This is a genomic window from Fictibacillus macauensis ZFHKF-1, assembly GCF_000269865.1.
Classification (GTDB): domain Bacteria; phylum Bacillota; class Bacilli; order Bacillales; family Fictibacillaceae; genus Fictibacillus_C; species Fictibacillus_C macauensis.
In genome coordinates, this window is record NZ_AKKV01000035.1 from 1 (window position 1) to 17,280 (window position 17,280).

Consider the following 17,280-nt stretch of genomic DNA (forward strand, 5'->3'; position numbering starts at 1 on the left):
GCTTCCCCCTGTTAGAGTAGGACGTTGCCGGGCACTAAAAAAGCACTGTTGGAGAAATCCAGCGGTGCTTTATTATTTTTGTATATGGTATGATAGGTTGAAAATGTAATGTGAGGTGGACATAGATGAAGAAGCAGCAATTTGATACAAAAACCGTTCATTTTGGAAACAATCGCTCGCAAAGTCCAGTTAGTAAAGTACAGCCCATTTATCAGACAACAGCCTATACATTTAAAGATTTAGAAGACCTTGAAAGCTACTATAGTGGAGAACATGACTTTCTGTACTCTCGGATCAACCATCCCAATAGTGATGATTTAGGAGCTGGAGTAGCAGCACTGGAAGGAGCGGAAGATGGTGTAGCGACGTCTTCTGGATTAGCGGCAATTCTTGCGGCGGTTGTGGCTATTGTAAAAAGTGGTGAGCATATTGTCGCTTGTAACGATCTATACGGCGGTACACGGCACTTATTTGCGCATGAGCTTCAATCATTTGGGATTGAAGTAACCTTCGTATCGTTTACAGAGGAAGCGGCCATTAAAGCAGCTATTCAACCTAATACAAAGCTTCTCTATTCTGAATCGATTACGAATCCGTTATTACGGGTTGAGAATATAGAAAAAATGGTAGCCACTGCAAAAGAACATAAGCTCTTGACGATGATAGATAATACCTTTGCAACGCCATATGTACTACAGCCGCTACGAAGTGGTGTGGACATGATCGTTCATAGTGCGACGAAATATATTGGGGGTCATAGTGACGTGACCGCAGGTGTTGTTGTAGGAGCTCATGAACACATAGCACGTGTCAAAGAGAAAGTAGCCAACCTTGGGTGTCAGATGGGTCCCTTTGATGCGTGGTTAGCCTGTCGAGGGCTTAAAACGTTAAGCATTCGCATGGAACGCCAAATTAGTAACGCGCAACAGCTAGCCACCTTTTTACAAGGCCACACTTCTGTAAAAACCGTGTATTATCCAACCAACGTTAGTGAAAAAGGAGCTGGAGCAATCGTTACGATTGAGCTGCAGCCGCTAGTATCCATTCATGCCTTTTTTAAACATTTATCTTGGATTAAAATTGTGGCAACACTTGCCGGTGTAGAAACAAGTGTATCGTATCCAATTGGAACCTCGCATCGCAGCTTGCCTGCTGAAGTTGCAGCTTCTCTTGGCATTACCAAGAATGTTGTACGCATTTCAGTTGGAATTGAAGATATAGAGGATATAAAGGAGGCTTTTAAAGAGGCGCTTGATCTAGCGAGTGCAGAATGACTGGCAATTTTTAGAATTTGAAAGATTGTTGAAATTGTCGAAATATGATAAAATTAAGGTGAAAGCGCTTTACTTAGTTATAGAAAGCTAGGGGGACATTAAAATATGAAGCAACAAGAAGAACTTCAGCGCGGCTTAGAATCTCGACATATTACGCTTATGTCGCTCGGAGCTGCCATCGGTGTTGGCCTATTTTTAGGATCAGGGAAAGCCATTGATTTAGCAGGCCCTTCCATTCTAATTGGTTACGCTGTTGCAGGTGCCGTAATGTTTTTAATTATGCGTTCGCTAGGAGAAATGGCGATCAATAATCCAGTCGCTGGTTCATTTAGTCGTTATGCGAAGGATTACTTAGGACCGCTTGCAGGATACATAACAGGTTGGAATTATTGGTTCTTATGGATTGTTACGTGTATGGCGGAAATTACAGCTGTCGGTATTTATATGGATAAATGGTTTCCGTATAAAGCGAGTGAAGCGATTTCTATGTCAAACGTACCAACGTGGATTTGGTCACTCGCTGCCTTAATTATTATGGCACTTGTGAACTTAATTGCTGCTAAAGCCTATGGTGAATTTGAATTTTGGTTTGCTTTAATTAAGATTGTTGCGATTATTGCTCTTATTATTATTGGCTTAGGCATTATTATCTTTGGTTTTGGAAATGGTGGCGTAGCAACGGGAATTAGTAACCTTTGGAACAACGGTGGTTTTGCACCACATGGTGTTAAGGGGATTTTAATGTCGTTACAAATTGTTATGTTTGCCTTTCTTGGCATTGAAATGATTGGGGTTACTGCAGGTGAGGTTAAGAACCCGAAGAAAGTATTAGCGCGTGCCATTGATACGGTATTCTGGCGCATCCTTATTTTCTACATCGGTGCTCTTTTCGTGATTATGTCGATTTATCCGTGGGATCAAATCGGAACAGCAGGAAGCCCGTTCGTATTAACATTTGAAAAAATTGGTCTTGGACAAGCAGCCGGAATTATTAACTTTGTCGTCTTAACAGCGGCTCTTTCTAGCTGTAACTCTGGAATCTTTAGTACAGGACGTATGCTCTTTAACCTAGCACAACAAAAACAAGCACCAGCTTCTCTTAAGAAAATTAACAGAGGTGGCGTGCCATCTGTTGCCATTCTTGTATCAGCATTTGTACTTCTCATTGGTGTTGCACTCAATTACTTGTTCCCAGGTTCAGAAGTATTTACGTGGATCACGAGTATTTCTACGTTCGGTGCCATTTGGACGTGGGCAACGATTATTTTATCGCAAATGAGATTTAGAAAGACGTTAACGAAAGAACAGTTAAAAGAACTGAAATATAAAGCACCGCTTTATCCATTTGGTTCCTACTTAGCCTTAGCGTTCCTCGTGCTTGTTATCGGCGTTATGGCATTCTTTGAAGATACGCGAATTGCGCTCTATGTAGGGCCAATTTGGATCTTGCTGCTTGTGTTGTTCTATTATATGAATGGACACCACAAAACGAATAAAAAAAGCTCGTTGTAATATACTAAAGATACGTTGCACATGCGACGTATCTTTTTTAAAAAGTTTTTTGTAAAGTCTATTGCATTATTTTAGTAACCATGGTATATTTATTTATGTCGAAAAGACAACAGCAACATTTTAAAATCATCGCGGGGTGGAGCAGTCTGGTAGCTCGTTGGGCTCATAACCCAAAGGTCGCAGGTTCAAATCCTGTCCCCGCAACCAATTTTTAAAAATACTACTCACTGAGTGGTTACAGATGGACTCGTGGTGTAGTGGTTAACATGCCTGCCTGTCACGCAGGAGATCGCCGGTTCGACCCCGGTCGGGTCCGCCATTTTTTTCTAGGAAGCGAAACAATTTGTTTCGTGTTTTTTTTATGTTTTCAAGTAGGTTTTTTTGTCAAAATAAGATAAACTAATGAATAGATAACCTTAGGATCTTCATGATGCCTAAGGATTTTTTATACGGAGAAAAAGAAACGTATGGAAAGGTAGAACAGGATGCGAGATGAGTTTGCATGGATTGCCTCTATTACGCCAAAAGAACACCGCCAAGCATCGTTACTAGAAGGTATTGGTGATGATGCTGCGCTTGTAAAGGGCTCAGAAGAAGAGGATCAAGTCGTTTGTCTTGATACGATGGTTGAAGGAGTTCATTTTACGACCGATACAATGGCGCCTTTTCACATTGGACATAAGGCGCTTGCTGCCAATATAAGTGATGTAGCGGCAATGGGAGGGATTCCTCGGTATTACTTAGTATCCATTGCTGTTCCCGCTTCATGGAGTGAAGAAGCGCTAGGTGAGATTTATAAAGGCATGGATACGCTAGCGGAGACGTATAAGATGGACTTAATTGGTGGCGATACCGTTTCTACGAAAGGCCCTCTTGTTCTCTCGATTACCGTCATTGGTTCAGTTGAGTCAGGCAAGAAACTGCTGCGACGAAATGCGCGTCCTGGTGATGTTGTCTTTATGACAGGTTGCGCTGGAGACGCTGCTGGGGGACTTGCTCTCCTATTGGAGCATACACGCAACCATCCCTTTACGCTGACAGAACAAGCACTTGTTCAAGCGCATCAGCTCCCACTCCCAAATGTGGAAGCGGGTAGACTATTAGCAGAAGCGAATGTTCGCGTAGCGCTGAATGATATTAGCGACGGAGTAGCAAGTGAAGCTACTGAAATTGCTGAGAGTAGCGGCGTGAAGCTTACGTTAGTTTGGGACAAGCTACCAAAAAGTATAGCACTACAGTCTTATCCTCAGGAGCAACAGGAACAATGGCTCTTATATGGAGGCGAAGACTATACGCTCATTGGAACGATGGCGCAAGAAGACTTCTCACTGATCCAGCAGAAGGCGAAGGACTGTAATCTTTCTTTTATAGCGGTTGGAAAAGTAGAGGCTGGCGCACCGGCAGTATGGTTAGAAAGAAGTCAACAGCCTATAGAAGCGCTTCATAAAGCAGGGTACAATCATTTTTCATAAACGGAGGAGCATGGATGGAAAAGTTTACGATCCATACGTCGTCTCCTGAGGAAACAGGAGCACTTGCAGAAAAGTTAGGTCAGTTGTTAGGAGCAGGTGATGTCCTAACGTTAGAAGGTGATCTTGGTGCGGGGAAAACGACGTTCTCAAAAGGATTAGCAAAAGGTCTAGGCGTAACGAGAGTTGTCAATTCGCCAACCTTTACGATTATTAAAGAATATAAAGGGCGTTTGCCATTTTATCATATGGACGTTTATCGACTAGAGGATAGTGATGAAGATCTCGGCTTTGAAGAATATTTTGCAGGAGAAGGCGTAACGGTTGTAGAGTGGGCACACTTTATAGAAGATCACTTACCTGCCGAACGTCTGCAAATCGAGATTCGTCGCGAAGATGAAGACGCACGCGTGCTTCATTTTTATCCGAAGAGCGAACGCTTTATTACGTTATGTAAGGAGCTTTTGGCATGAAGGCATTAGCCATTGATACATCCAATCTCGTCATGGGACTTGCTGTTGTTGACGGTGATACTGTGATTGGAGACTATACAACGAACTTAAAGAAAAATCATTCAATTCGGGTGATGCCGGCTATTCATGATCTTTTAAAAGAAATGAATATGAAGCCGAATCAGCTTGATCGTATCGTTGTTGCGAAAGGGCCTGGGTCTTATACAGGCGTGCGCATTGGCGTAACGATTGCAAAAACACTTGCTTGGACGCTACATAAAGAGCTTGTCGGTGTTTCGAGTCTAGAAGTGCTTGCGCAAAACGGAAAATATTTTCCTGGCTTTGTTTGTCCCCTTTTTGATGCCCGTCGTACACAATGGTATACCGGTTTGTATGGCAAAAAAGAGGATGGTACGTTTGGCGTGGTGAAAGAAGATGCGCTTGTATTACGAGAAACGTGGCTTGAACAACTAAAAGCATTACAGCAACCTGTTCTATTTTTAGGCAATGATTTGCCGCTTCATCAAGAGGCCATTGCCGAAGCGTTAGGATCACAGGCTGTATTTGGAGCACTTGCTGATCATAATCCACGGCCGACTGAATTGGCGGCGCTTGGAATGATGCGAGAGCCAGAGGATGTACATCACTTTGTGCCAAGCTATTTGCAATTAGCAGAGGCGGAAGCCAACTGGTTAAAAGCACAGAATAAATAGGGGGCGCTATGGAGGAGTATAGAGTCAGAATCGCAACGGTGGATGACTTACCTAGCATTCTAGAAGTAGAGCATGCCTCCTTTGCCCATCCGTGGACAGAGGAAGCCTTTTATAATGAAATTGTTAGCAATCAGTTTGCGTCGTATTTGCTCATTGAAAGAGATGGTGAACTTGCCGGCTATTGCGGCGTTTGGGTCATTATTGATGAAGCACATATTACGAATATCGCCATTCTCCCTTCTTTTCGTGGAAAGAAGTTAGGAGAAGCACTTATGCGTGAGGCGATGGTACATGCACGAAAGCACGGGGCTGATCGAATGAGCCTTGAAGTTAGAGTAAGCAATGCTATCGCTCAAAATCTCTATAGTAAGTTAGGATTTGAGCATGGTGGCATTCGAAAAAATTACTACAGCGACAATGGGGAAGATGCGCTTGTAATGTGGGTGATGCTGTAATGGAGAAAGATGAAATCATATTAGCAATTGAAACAAGCTGTGATGAAACAGCCGTAGCGATTATTAAGAATGGCACAGAAATGCTGGCCAATATCGTCGCTTCGCAAATTGAAAGTCATAAGCGGTTTGGCGGTGTTGTACCTGAAGTGGCGTCTCGTCATCATGTGGAACAAGTGACCGTGGTGATTGAAGAAGCGCTTGTCACAGCAGGGTTAACAATGGAAGAGATTACGGCCATTGCTGTAACGGAAGGGCCGGGGCTTGTAGGGGCGTTATTAATTGGTGTGAATGCGGCAAAAGCGTTGGCATTTGCGCATGATTTGCCACTCGTACCGGTTCATCATATTGCTGGTCATATTTATGCGAACCGACTCGTAACGGAAATGCACTTTCCACTGCTTGCCTTGGTTGTGTCAGGTGGCCATACAGAGCTTGTCTACATGAAGGAACATGGTTCATTTGAAGTGATCGGGGAAACGCGCGATGACGCTGCCGGTGAAGCATATGATAAGGTAGCCCGCACACTGAACATGCCATATCCAGGCGGTCCGCACATTGATCGCTTAGCGCAAGCGGGGCAACCAAGCATTAAGTTACCGCGCGCCTGGCTGGAACCAGACTCGTATGACTTTAGCTTTAGTGGTTTAAAGTCAGCGGTCATCAATACCGTCCATAATGCGGCACAGCGCGGCGAAGAGCTTGCTCCAGAAGATTTAGCAGCAAGCTTCCAAGCGTCTGTCGTTGAAGTATTAGTGGAAAAAACGGCACGAGCAGCGCGTGCGTATGACGTAAAGCAAGTGTTAGTAGCAGGTGGCGTAGCCGCGAATCAAGGCTTGCGATCGGCACTAGAAGCTCGTTTTCAGAACGAAGAAGTACCACTAGTCATTCCACCGCTTTCTTTATGCACAGATAATGCAGCGATGATTGGAGCGGCAGGCAGTATTGCCTATCGTAAAGGAACACGTGCAGACTGGGCATTAAATGGTGTGCCAGGTCTCGATTTAGAAGCGCAATAATTAAAGAAAAAGACGGCCCTTTACGACGCGTAAAAGGTCGTCTTTTTGCATGTAATCTGTGCTATAACACACATATCCACAAGTAAGCGGTGTCATTTTCCTACAAAAAAGCTCGAATTTACTGTTGATAAAGTTATCAACAGATTCATTTATGCTGTGCATAAGTTTAAAAAAATGAGGAATCATGGGGATTTATAGTGTGTATAACTACGTGTGGATAGAAAGGATTTAACCTGTGGATAAAGTGGATAAAGTAGTGGAGAACTCTATTTTTTTATCCTTTGTCTGTGTATAAGGCTGTGGATACTGTGAATTGTTGCAAAACAAAAACATAGAGTGACTATACATTCGACAAAAGTCTACAACATTTGTTGTAGGGTTGTGTACCACTTGTGGATAGAAAAAAGAGATTGGAACACAATACTTCCACTGTTTCGTGGCGCATGAGGGAAATGGACTTAATTGCGCGCGAATGACCCTGATCTGTGCGCAAATTAGAATCTCTTGTGCGCTTCACTCTTTTTGCCATTATTGAAGAGCTTTTACGCATTTTTGAGCGCATTTACGAGATGATCTCTTTATTTTCTCTCTTTTTCATCCCTTACCTACGTTGGTGGAAGCAATTTACCTGGTCTGCGCGCGAATCGGAGGCTCCTGCGCGCGAACGGGCTTGGTCTGCGCGCGAATCAGAGGCTCCTGCGCGCAAACGGACTTGGTCTGCGCGCGAACGGACCTGTTCTGCGCGCGAATGGTCTGCCCGATTCGCGTTTGCAGAAGAGCTTGCTCTCTACTCCAATTTTTGATGCATTTGATGACTGCTTATATATGCAAGACAATCTAACATCAAATGACGAACAACATGAAAAAAATGGCTTCATCACCGAAACGGATGATGAAGCCATTTTTTATGTGCTAACGCTGCTTATGTCCCAGCCTCATCTTGCTTTTATTCTTCAAGCTGTAAGGCTTCCCATTCTTCCATCAATTGCTCCATGTGTGTTTGGAGACGCTCGATTTCTTCATTATGATGGTGCGTTTGCTCATAATCTTGATAGACTTCTGGATCACAAAGCGCTTCTTCATGGGTTTGTTGTTCTGCTTCTAGTTTCTCAAGCCGTTCTTCAATTTCTTCAATGCGGCGCAGTCGCTTGCGATCTTCGCGCTTTGAAGCTTTGTCTTTTTCATAGGAAGATTCTTCGCTTTTTTTAGTAGTTGCAGTAACCGTCGCCGTTTGTTGCGCGGCATTTGCGAGTTCTTTACGTTCTTTTGTTTCGGCTTTCTTTTCGACATAGTAGTCGTAATCGCCAAGGTAATTCGTAATATGCGTTCGTGAGAGCTCAGCTACTTTTGTAGCAAGACGATTAATAAAGTAGCGGTCATGCGAAACGAAAAGAATCGTTCCAGGATAATTAATGAGTGCTTGCTCCAGCACTTCTTTGCTATCCAAATCTAAATGGTTGGTTGGCTCATCTAGCAGCAGGACATTCGCTTTTTGCATCATAAGCTTGGCAAGCGCAAGGCGAGCTTTCTGACCACCGCTAAGCTCATTTACGTATTTTAGAACATCATCACCGCTAAATAAAAAGTTACCAAGCACGGTGCGGATTTCTTTTTCTGTTTTGTCAGGATAGTCATCCCATAGTTCATGCAACAATGTTTTTTGCGAATGCAAATTGGCTTGTTCTTGATCATAATGACCAATCTTCACGTTTGCGCCATAGGCGATGTTTCCTTTGAGTAGCGGAAGTTGTTTTAAAATGACTTTTAGCAAGGTTGATTTGCCGATTCCGTTCGGACCAACGAGTGCAACGCTATCTTGGCGATTCACATGATAATCAATGCCAGTTAAGAGCGGTTCGTTGGCGTCATAGCCGGTAGCAACTTGTTCTAAGCGAAGCACGTCATTTCCGCTTTGGCGCTCAATAGAAAAGGCAAAAGAGGCTGATTTCTCATCGCCAAGCGGCTTATCGAGTACGTCCATTTTCTCAAGTTGTTTGCGGCGGCTTTGCGCGCGCTTTGTTGTTGTCGCACGGACGATATTTTTTTGCACGAAATCTTGTAGCTTCGCAATTTCTTCTTGTTGTTTGTCATACGCTTTTTGGTCAAGTGCCAGTCGTTCTGCTTTTTGTTCAAGAAATTTCGTGTAATTGCCTTTGTATTTCGTCGAGCGATGTCGTGAAATTTCATAGACGACGGTAACGATTTTATCTAAAAAGTAGCGATCATGTGAGACGAGTAAAATCGCGCCATCATACGATTGCAAGTAGTTTTCTAACCACGCAAGTGTTTCAATATCTAAGTGGTTCGTCGGCTCATCGAGAATGAGAAGATCAGGACGCGTCAGTAATAGCTTGGCAAGCGCGAGGCGTGTTTTTTGGCCACCGCTTAGTGTCGCAATGCTCGTGTCATAATCGAATGTTCCAAATTGAAAGCCGTGAAGCACGGTACGAATATCGGCTTCGTATTGATAGCCACCTTGTTCTTTAAAGGTTAGACTTAGTGAATCGTATTCTTTTAAGAGCTTTTCGTAGCCTTGACTATTTTCAATAATAGCGGGATCACCCATTTGCATTTCCATAGAACGAAGTTGACGCTCCATTTTGCGCAGCGGTTCAAAGACACTAAGCATCTCATCCCAAATTGATAAGCTCGATTCAAGGCCCGTATCTTGGGCAAGATACCCTACTTGTACATCTTTTGGCTGTATGATCTGTCCTGAATCATACGACATTTGTCCCGTAATGATTTTAAGAAGCGTTGATTTACCAGCGCCGTTGCGACCGACGAGGGCTACTCTATCTCGCTTTTGGACTTCAAGCTTAATATTCGATAAAATAGGGTCAGCCCCAAATGATTTTACTAAGTCATTGACTTGCAAAATAATCATATATTTTCACCTCAGTAAAGCGTTCCCTGCGAAGAACATGCCTGATTTGCTGTATTTTGTCTAGTCTTAGTGTAGCGTACAAAAGAGGATAGGGGCAACTAAACAATGTTCAATATTTCGTAGTAAATTCCCAAATAAAAGAATATCCACCATAGACCTATATAGTGTATATTTTAGAAGAAGGAGTATAACATGGAACGACTGACACACTTTAATGAGCAAGGACGAGCGAAAATGGTTGATATATCGGCAAAAGAAGAAAGTGTTCGCATAGCCGAGGCGAGAAGCTCGATTCTTGTTAATGAAGAGATTTATAGAAAAATTACAGAAGGCTCTTTCAAAAAAGGCGATGTGCTTGCAGTAGCACAGGTAGCGGGCATTATGGCTGCTAAGAAAACGTCTGATTGGATCCCAATGTGCCATCCTTTAGCCTTAACCGGTGTGGATATTACCTTTCACTGGAAGCAGGAGCATGACGCCTATTCGTTAGAAATTACGGCGATTGTGAAGACGAAGGGGACAACGGGTGTTGAAATGGAGGCGTTAACGGCAGCAAGTGCTGTAGCGTTAACCGTATATGACATGTGTAAAGCCGTCGATAAATCGATGGTCATTGGTCCTACTTTCCTGCAAAGTAAAAGTGGTGGAAAAAATGGGGATTATCAGCGTTCCGTCTAAAAAGTATGATAAAATAGAGATAAGCTTTCTGTTAGTGGAGGGCTAAAGATGAGTGAGGAACAACAGATTAAAATACCGCAGGCTACGGCTAAGCGGCTGCCCTTGTATTACCGCTTTCTTAAGAATCTTTCGATGTCTGGAAAGCAGCGGGTATCATCGGCAGAATTAAGTGAGGCAGTGAAAGTCGATTCAGCAACGATTCGCCGTGACTTTTCGTATTTTGGAGCGCTTGGGAAAAAGGGGTATGGCTATAACGTCAATTACCTGTTATCTTTTTTCCGAAAAACGTTAAATCAAGATGAGATTACGAAAGTCGCCTTAATTGGTGTCGGCAATTTAGGAACCGCCTTTTTGCATTATAATTTTATTAAAAACAACAATACATTAATTCAACTAGCATTCGACGTTGATCCAGAAAAGGTAGGAACTGAAATCGCTGACGTTCCCGTGCATTCGATTGCGAATATGACGGAAGTACTGAAGAAGAGTGATGTTGAAGTGGCGATTTTAACCGTACCGGTTGGCTCGGCCCAATACATTGCTGATCAGCTTGTAGAAGCCGGCATTAAAGGGATTTTAAATTTTACCCCGGCGCGGCTAACGATTCCCCCTAGCATTAGGGTGCACCACATCGATCTAGCAGTAGAATTACAATCATTGATCTACTTTATGAAGCATTATCCATCGGTTGAACTATAGATTTTCACATTGAGAATGAAGGAGGTGTCTGTATGATTGGACCAGGAAGTGCCATTGCCATTGCAGCAGCAGCGTTAATCATTTTCGGACCGAAGAAGCTCCCAGAGTTAGGAAAAGCAGCAGGAAAGACGCTGCGCGAATTTAAGAATGCAACGAGCGGCATTATGGATGATCATGATGACAAGAAGAAAGAAGACGTGAAGCCAGAGCAACACGTACGACCAGAAGTCGTACCACCTTCACAACCTGTACAAGCATCCGTTGATCTGACGAAAGCGACAGATCAAAAGTAAGCAGTTAGGGTGAACAAGATGCACGAAAAAAACATGTCTATCTATGATCATCTCGGAGAATTAAGAAAACGGTTAACGTATATTGTCGTTTTCTTCGTTCTGTTCGTCGGTCTTGGACTTTTGCTAGCCAAGCCCGTTATTCTCTATTTACAGCATGATCCAGTGGCCAATGGCATTCAAATGAACGCGTTTAATTTAACCGATCCGCTCAAGGTATACATTAACTTTTCATTTATCATTGGTTTGCTTTTAACATTGCCGTTTGCGCTCTACCAACTATGGGCCTTTATTGCGCCTGGTTTGTATGAAAATGAACGGAAAGTAACGCTTTCTTACATTCCGATTACCTTTTTTCTATTTGCGCTCGGCTTAGCATTTGGTTACTATATTCTGTTCCCGCTCGTCGTTCATTTTATGGGGAATATTGCTGAATCACTCGATATTAATGGCGTGTATGGCATTAATGAGTATTTCTCTTTTCTCTTTAATCTTGTATTGCCGTTTGGGTTAGTCTTTCAGTTTCCTGTGCTCATCATGTTTTTAACACGACTGGGCTTGTTAACGCCGATGCTGTTGCGCCGCATTCGGAAGTTTGCGTATTTTGGCATATTGGTCATCGCCGGGATGATTGCACCACCAGAATTGATTTCGCATTTAACGGTCACCATTCCGTTAATTCTTCTTTACGAAATTAGCATCGTGATCGCCGCTCGTTCCTTCAAGAAACGAATGCGTGCTGAGCAAGAAGCAGAATATGATCTTCAACTAAAAAAAGCATCGTCTCATGAGTAAGATCATGAAACGATGCTTTTTTCTATTTCTTCGTGTATTTTTTAATGTGACGATGGACGCGGTAATAACGAATCGCAATCGAATAGTCATATGTTGCCGCAAGCATCGATATAATAGTCCAGAAGCCTGTCATCCCTGTATAGGTGCTATAGTAAACAGCAAGCCACGTAAAGAGAATCCCGGCAATGCCGTAAAATCCGCTTAAAAACAGAGGGGATACTTTCATCTAAAAGAGGCCTCCTATAATGGAATGAAGTTTCTCAGCCTTTTGTTGTAAATCTTGAATCTTATCAGCAAACACCACATTGATTAACATGACGATGGAATTCATTGCAACGTGTGCAATGATTGGTACGATAATGCGTCCACTAATGACGTACAAAAATGAAAAGGTAAGACCCATCGCGGTGTATATGAGAATGTGGACAAAGTCAAAATGTGCCGCTGCAAACACAAGCGCGCTGATGACTGCGCTTAAGAAAAAGTTCATTCGTTTATATAAGCTACCGAAAATGATTTTACGGAAAATGATTTCTTCAATAATTGGTCCAATGATACACGTAACGAGTAGGAAGTAAGGTGATAGCTTCGCAACTTCTACGAGTCGTTTCGTATTTTCAGAGCCTGGTTTAATGTCAAATACGTACATTTCAAGCATGCCTGCAATAATTTGTGAGATGTAGGCAAGTACGATCCCGACAATGGCCCAGATGACGACCATTAATGGTTCCGCGGGTTCTTTGCCACGCAGTTCATTCTTTTTCCAAGCAGGCCGAATCAGTATAAGTATGATAATCAGTTCAATTAAAAAGCTAATGAGCGACCATATTCCGACGATTTGATGTCTAGGCACCCCTAGCCAAATTAAAAGAGGAATCCCAGCATAGCCGGAGAATTGCATAATGATGTAGGAAATAATAACCCAAGCATATCGATTTGCCAATGTTCGTTCTCCTTTGAAATAAGTTACGTTTACAGCATTCCCATGTATCTCCCTATTCTAACACAGATTCCCTTCAGAAATCGAAACAGACACTTCCCAAAAAATTTCTAATTTCGGAAGGTCCCCACTTGCAAAAGGAGAAAAAACAATTTATTATTAGAAATGGAGTTAGCACTCACTAAATAAGAGTGCTAATAAAATTTAACTTTCTAATTTTTTGAGGAGGGTGTTTCACTTGTTAAAGCCACTAGGTGATCGTATTGTGATTGAGCTTGTCGAAAGCGAAGAAAAGACTGCAAGCGGCATCGTATTGCCGGACTCTGCAAAGGAAAAACCGCAAGAAGGAAAAGTTGTTGCAGTAGGAACAGGCCGCGTTACAGAACAAGGTGAGCGCGTTGCTTTAGAAGTTTCCGAGGGAGACGCAATTATTTTCTCTAAATATGCGGGAACAGAAGTGAAGTACCAAGGCAAAGAATACTTAATTCTTCGTGAAACGGATGTACTAGCTGTCATCGGCTAAACCACACACATATAAGCTACTGAGTTAGCTTTCTTTATACTTATAAAAAAAATTCTAGGAGGGTTTTACACATGGCTAAAGATATTAAGTTCAGTGAAGACGCTCGTCGCGCAATGCTTCGCGGTGTCGATGCACTTGCTAATGCAGTAAAAGTAACACTAGGACCAAAAGGGCGCAACGTCGTTCTTGAAAAGAAATTCGGATCGCCGCTCATCACAAATGACGGTGTAACGATTGCAAAAGAAATCGAACTTGAAGATGCATTCGAAAACATGGGTGCAAAGCTTGTAGCTGAAGTAGCAAGCAAAACGAACGACGTCGCTGGTGACGGTACAACAACAGCAACGGTTCTTGCACAAGCAATGATCCGTGAAGGCTTGAAAAACGTAACATCTGGCGCGAACCCAATGGTACTTCGCAAAGGAATCGAGAAAGCGACAGCTGTTGCTGTTCAAGAATTGAAAAAGATCTCTAAGCCAATCGAAGGCAAAGAGTCCATCGCTCAAGTAGCGGCAATCTCTGCAGCTGACGAAGAAGTTGGTCAACTAATCGCTGAAGCTATGGAGCGCGTAGGGAACGATGGCGTTATTACAATCGAAGAGTCTAAAGGCTTCACAACAGAGCTTGAAGTTGTAGAAGGTATGCAATTCGATCGTGGTTATGCTTCTCCATACATGGTAACTAACTCTGATAAGATGGAAGCGGTTCTTGAGAATCCATACATCTTAATCACAGATAAAAAGATTACTAACATCCAAGAAATCCTTCCTGTCCTTGAGCAAGTTGTTCAACAAGGGAAACCATTGCTTCTTATCGCTGAAGACGTAGAAGGCGAAGCTCTTGCTACATTAGTAGTAAATAAACTTCGTGGTACGTTCAATGCTGTAGCAGTGAAAGCTCCAGGATTCGGTGACCGTCGTAAAGCAATGCTTGAAGACATTGCGATCCTAACAGGCGCTGAAGTGATTACAGAAGAGCTTGGACTTGATCTTAAATCTGCGAACATCGGACAGCTAGGAACAGCTTCTAAAGTCGTTGTAACGAAAGAAAACACAACGATCGTTGAAGGCGCTGGCGCATCTGATAAAATCGCAGGCCGCGTAGGTCAAATTCGTTCACAATTAGATGAAACAACATCTGAATTCGATAAAGAAAAACTTCAAGAACGTTTAGCGAAACTTGCTGGCGGCGTAGCTGTCATTAAAGTAGGTGCAGCTACAGAAACAGAACTAAAAGAGCGCAAACTACGCATCGAAGACGCCCTTAACTCTACGCGTGCAGCAGTAGAAGAAGGAATCGTTTCCGGTGGTGGAACAGCCCTCGTAAACGTTGTTCGTGCCCTTACTTCAATCGAAGCAACAGGCGACGAAGCAACAGGTGTGAAACTCGTCCTTCGTGCACTCGAAGAACCAGTTCGCCAAATCGCTCACAACGCAGGTCTTGAAGGATCTGTCGTCGTAGAACGCTTGAAAAACGAAGAAATCGGCATCGGCTTCAACGCTGCTACAGGCGAATGGGTTAACATGTTCGACTCTGGTATCGTCGATCCAACAAAAGTAACACGCTCTGCACTTCAAAACGCAGCATCCGTATCTGCAATGTTCCTAACAACAGAAGCAGTCATCGCTGACAAACCAGAAGAAAACGCTGGTGGTGCAGGCATGCCTGACATGGGCGGCATGGGCATGGGCGGAATGGGCGGCATGATGTAAGGCTTTTAAGCCAAACATTGGAGAATTAGTTAAGGCTATTTCTCCGCCCTTTTCTACTCATTTTCACGCTCTTCTTATGAAGTAGTCATGGAAAAAACTTATATCAAAAGCAATAACCACTTCCTATAAAAATAAGGGAGTGGTTTTTTGTGTTATTAAAATTTGCGTATCAAGACTTTTTGGATGATAGGCGTTTTAAGAATACGACTAAAACGAATATCAAAAATTATCAAATGCTTTTAGGCAAGTTTGTGGATTATTGCATCGAACAACAGATTGTAAATGCCGAAGAAATTACCTACAGCCACATTCGTCAGTATCTTTTAAAATGCCAAGAAAAAGGGGATAAGGCGGGAACCATTAACACCAAGCTATTGAGGATTAGGGCATTTTTCAATTACTTAGTTGAATGTGAGGTCATTAAGACTAATCCCGCTAAGAAAATTAAGCAACAAAAAGACGATGTAAGGATTGAGGTCTTTAGTGATGAGCAGATACGTCAAATATTGAACTTTTACAGGCGTATTAAGCAAAGGGACAAGAGTTACGTTGCATATCGTGACTACGTCATCATCATTACCATATTAGGAACAGGAATAAGACGAGGAGAAATCGTAAACCTTCAATGGTCTGATGTAGATTTAATCAATAAGACAGTTTCTGTATTCGGAAAAAACAGGAGAAAAGAAACTATACCAATCACAGATAAATTAGCGAAGGAATTAGCTGCTTATTATGTTTTTTGTAAACAATATTGGGGTGATGTAAGCGAATATGTATTTGTTAAAAGAAGTAATACCCAAATGACCGATAATTCCTTGATGTTAGTGTTTAGATATCTTGGACAAAAAATGAATTTTAAAGGAATAAGGGTTTCTGCCCATACGTTTCGTCATACATTTTGCCATCGACTTGCAATGTCTGGTATGAGTGCATTTGCCATCCAGAGGCTTATGAGACACCAAAATATTGCAGTTACGATGAAGTATGTTGCTATGTGGGGGAACGAGCTAAGGGAGCAAAATGACAAATATAATCCATTGAATTCATTGGTATGTCAACACCAAATTAAACAACAATTTTAAGGGCTGCGTTTCGATAGCTGATCGGGCTTTGATACCCAAGGGCACTATGTAAACGGATGTTATTATACCAATTGATATAATCAAAAACTTCAAGCTCCAGGTGGTTAAGGGAAAGGAATTGTTCGCCGTTGATTAGTTCCGTTTTTAAAATCTTGAATGTCGCTTCGGCTACTGCATTATCATATGGATTACCTTTATCGCTTAAGGAACGTTCAATCTGGTATTCACTTAGTAAGTGATCAATATCAACGTTTTTAAACTCAGATCCTCGATCGGTATGGAAGAGCTTCACATTCTCCAATGGTCGGTGAACCGTTGCGAAGGCACGTTGAACCAACGCTGCGTCTTTGCGTTTTCCAACACTATGACCAACGATTTCTCTATTATATAGATCCAATAGAAAACAAATATAATTCCACTGTTGTCCGACTTTAACATACGTTAGATCACTGACTAACACGGTCATCTCTTCCTCTACTCGAAATTCCTGATCTAATACGTTCCCCACTGATTCTTCATTGGGCTGAGAGCGCATGGGTTTGTAGGAAGGTTGGGCATATTTCGATTGGATGCCAAGCTCTTTCATGAGCCTAGCAATACGACGTCTGGAAACTTTGTGGCCCATTTTCAAAAGCGCTTTTTTTAGTTTGCGCGTGCCATACGCTTTACGGTTTTCATGAAAGATTTTTAGTATTTTTTCTTTTAAATGCTCTTCTTCTCTTTCTTTTTCCTTTGCTTTTTGAATCGCTATTTCTGTTTCATAGTAAAAGGTGCTTCGTG

General features: G+C 42.5%; 18 protein-coding genes, 2 tRNA genes and 1 pseudogene. 17 read left to right on the plus strand and 4 right to left on the minus strand.

Features of this window, described 5'->3' with window-relative positions:
* Positions 1-125 precede the first annotated feature (125 nt).
* The 10 genes from A374_RS15510 (at position 126) to A374_RS15555 (ending at position 7,694) form a co-directional block, all read left to right on the plus strand.
* Complete coding sequence (locus tag A374_RS15510) at positions 126-1,274, plus strand: trans-sulfuration enzyme family protein (protein WP_007203182.1); 1,149 nt, start codon at positions 126-128, stop codon at positions 1,272-1,274.
* Between the two features lie 105 nt (positions 1,275-1,379).
* The gene (locus A374_RS15515) at positions 1,380-2,786 is read left to right on the plus strand and encodes an amino acid permease (RefSeq protein ID WP_007203183.1); all 1,407 of its coding nucleotides are present in this window, start codon (positions 1,380-1,382) and stop codon (positions 2,784-2,786) included.
* Positions 2,787-2,916: 130 nt separating this feature from the next.
* Positions 2,917-2,993: transfer RNA gene (locus tag A374_RS15520), tRNA-Met, on the plus strand.
* Positions 2,994-3,029: 36 nt separating this feature from the next.
* Positions 3,030-3,105, plus strand: a tRNA-Asp gene (locus A374_RS15525).
* 166 nt (positions 3,106-3,271) lie between these two features.
* Entirely contained in the window at positions 3,272-4,258 is a 987-nt protein-coding gene (gene thiL / locus A374_RS15530) for a thiamine-phosphate kinase (RefSeq protein ID WP_007203184.1), read from the plus strand.
* A gap of 14 nt (positions 4,259-4,272) precedes the next feature.
* A complete protein-coding gene (gene tsaE / locus A374_RS15535) occupies positions 4,273-4,728 on the plus strand; it encodes a tRNA (adenosine(37)-N6)-threonylcarbamoyltransferase complex ATPase subunit type 1 TsaE (protein ID WP_007203185.1) in 456 nt (151 codons plus the stop codon).
* Positions 4,725-5,420: a tRNA (adenosine(37)-N6)-threonylcarbamoyltransferase complex dimerization subunit type 1 TsaB gene (gene tsaB / locus A374_RS15540; protein ID WP_007203186.1), complete on the plus strand. Its 696-nt coding sequence runs from the start codon at positions 4,725-4,727 to the stop codon at positions 5,418-5,420. Before tsaE ends, tsaB begins: the two co-directional genes overlap by 4 nt.
* Before the next feature lie 8 nt (positions 5,421-5,428).
* Complete coding sequence (gene rimI, locus A374_RS15545) at positions 5,429-5,875, plus strand: ribosomal protein S18-alanine N-acetyltransferase (RefSeq protein ID WP_007203187.1); 447 nt, start codon at positions 5,429-5,431, stop codon at positions 5,873-5,875.
* Positions 5,875-6,891 carry a tRNA (adenosine(37)-N6)-threonylcarbamoyltransferase complex transferase subunit TsaD gene (gene tsaD, locus A374_RS15550; RefSeq protein ID WP_007203188.1) on the plus strand — a complete coding sequence of 339 codons (1,017 nt, stop codon included), beginning with the start codon at positions 5,875-5,877 and terminating at the stop codon, positions 6,889-6,891. Before rimI ends, tsaD begins: the two co-directional genes overlap by 1 nt.
* Before the next feature lie 485 nt (positions 6,892-7,376).
* Positions 7,377-7,694, plus strand: coding sequence for a hypothetical protein (locus A374_RS15555; RefSeq protein ID WP_007203189.1), 318 nt, complete (start codon positions 7,377-7,379; stop codon positions 7,692-7,694).
* Positions 7,695-7,837: 143 nt separating this feature from the next.
* On the opposite strand, the gene A374_RS15560 is transcribed toward A374_RS15555, so the two are convergent.
* A complete protein-coding gene (locus tag A374_RS15560) occupies positions 7,838-9,778 on the minus strand; it encodes an ABC-F family ATP-binding cassette domain-containing protein (protein WP_007203190.1) in 1,941 nt (646 codons plus the stop codon).
* 192 nt (positions 9,779-9,970) lie between these two features.
* Between A374_RS15560 and moaC the strand changes: the two genes are divergently transcribed.
* The 4 genes and pseudogenes from moaC (at position 9,971) to tatC (ending at position 12,240) form a co-directional block, all read left to right on the plus strand.
* Complete coding sequence (moaC, locus tag A374_RS15565) at positions 9,971-10,456, plus strand: cyclic pyranopterin monophosphate synthase MoaC (RefSeq protein WP_007203191.1); 486 nt, start codon at positions 9,971-9,973, stop codon at positions 10,454-10,456.
* A 48-nt stretch (positions 10,457-10,504) separates the two neighbouring features.
* A complete protein-coding gene (locus A374_RS15570; protein ID WP_007203192.1) occupies positions 10,505-11,155 on the plus strand; it encodes a redox-sensing transcriptional repressor Rex in 651 nt (216 codons plus the stop codon).
* A gap of 32 nt (positions 11,156-11,187) precedes the next feature.
* Positions 11,188-11,352, plus strand: a pseudogene (tatA, locus tag A374_RS21155) (twin-arginine translocase TatA/TatE family subunit); the annotation flags it as partial.
* Positions 11,353-11,466: 114 nt separating this feature from the next.
* Positions 11,467-12,240 (plus strand): twin-arginine translocase subunit TatC, encoded by a 774-nt coding sequence (gene tatC / locus A374_RS15580; RefSeq protein ID WP_007203194.1) that lies wholly within the window; start codon positions 11,467-11,469, stop codon positions 12,238-12,240.
* Positions 12,241-12,262: 22 nt separating this feature from the next.
* Here tatC and A374_RS15585 read toward each other — a convergent pair whose 3' ends face one another.
* Together A374_RS15585 and A374_RS15590 are read right to left on the minus strand one after the other, a co-directional pair.
* Entirely contained in the window at positions 12,263-12,466 is a 204-nt protein-coding gene (locus A374_RS15585) for a hypothetical protein (RefSeq protein WP_007203195.1), read from the minus strand.
* On the minus strand, positions 12,467-13,183 hold the full coding sequence (locus A374_RS15590; RefSeq protein WP_007203196.1) for a CPBP family intramembrane glutamic endopeptidase: 717 nt from the start codon (positions 13,181-13,183) through the stop codon (positions 12,467-12,469).
* Positions 13,184-13,418: 235 nt separating this feature from the next.
* On the opposite strand from A374_RS15590, the gene groES reads away from it, so the two are divergent.
* From groES to A374_RS15605, 3 genes are all read left to right on the plus strand, one after another.
* Positions 13,419-13,703: a co-chaperone GroES gene (gene groES, locus A374_RS15595; RefSeq protein ID WP_007203197.1), complete on the plus strand. Its 285-nt coding sequence runs from the start codon at positions 13,419-13,421 to the stop codon at positions 13,701-13,703.
* Between the two features lie 71 nt (positions 13,704-13,774).
* Positions 13,775-15,415 (plus strand): chaperonin GroEL, encoded by a 1,641-nt coding sequence (gene groL, locus A374_RS15600; protein ID WP_007203198.1) that lies wholly within the window; start codon positions 13,775-13,777, stop codon positions 15,413-15,415.
* A 149-nt stretch (positions 15,416-15,564) separates the two neighbouring features.
* Entirely contained in the window at positions 15,565-16,500 is a 936-nt protein-coding gene (locus tag A374_RS15605; protein WP_007203199.1) for a site-specific integrase, read from the plus strand.
* Here A374_RS15605 and A374_RS15610 read toward each other — a convergent pair.
* A partial coding sequence (locus tag A374_RS15610; protein ID WP_007203200.1) for an IS3 family transposase occupies positions 16,484-17,280 on the minus strand: 797 nt, incomplete at its 5' end. The genes A374_RS15605 and A374_RS15610 overlap by 17 nt on opposite strands.

Coding starts and splice junctions, on each gene's coding strand:
- A374_RS15510 (WP_007203182.1), top strand. CDS start 126: ATGAAGAAGCAGCAATTTGATACAAAAACCGTTCATTTTGGAAACAAT.
- A374_RS15515 (WP_007203183.1), top strand. CDS start 1,380: ATGAAGCAACAAGAAGAACTTCAGCGCGGCTTAGAATCTCGACATATT.
- thiL (WP_007203184.1), top strand. CDS start 3,272: ATGCGAGATGAGTTTGCATGGATTGCCTCTATTACGCCAAAAGAACAC.
- tsaE (WP_007203185.1), top strand. CDS start 4,273: ATGGAAAAGTTTACGATCCATACGTCGTCTCCTGAGGAAACAGGAGCA.
- tsaB (WP_007203186.1), top strand. CDS start 4,725: ATGAAGGCATTAGCCATTGATACATCCAATCTCGTCATGGGACTTGCT.
- rimI (WP_007203187.1), top strand. CDS start 5,429: ATGGAGGAGTATAGAGTCAGAATCGCAACGGTGGATGACTTACCTAGC.
- tsaD (WP_007203188.1), top strand. CDS start 5,875: ATGGAGAAAGATGAAATCATATTAGCAATTGAAACAAGCTGTGATGAA.
- A374_RS15560 (WP_007203190.1), bottom strand. CDS start 9,778: ATGATTATTTTGCAAGTCAATGACTTAGTAAAATCATTTGGGGCTGAC.
- moaC (WP_007203191.1), top strand. CDS start 9,971: ATGGAACGACTGACACACTTTAATGAGCAAGGACGAGCGAAAATGGTT.
- A374_RS15570 (WP_007203192.1), top strand. CDS start 10,505: ATGAGTGAGGAACAACAGATTAAAATACCGCAGGCTACGGCTAAGCGG.
- tatC (WP_007203194.1), top strand. CDS start 11,467: ATGCACGAAAAAAACATGTCTATCTATGATCATCTCGGAGAATTAAGA.
- A374_RS15585 (WP_007203195.1), bottom strand. CDS start 12,466: ATGAAAGTATCCCCTCTGTTTTTAAGCGGATTTTACGGCATTGCCGGG.
- groL (WP_007203198.1), top strand. CDS start 13,775: ATGGCTAAAGATATTAAGTTCAGTGAAGACGCTCGTCGCGCAATGCTT.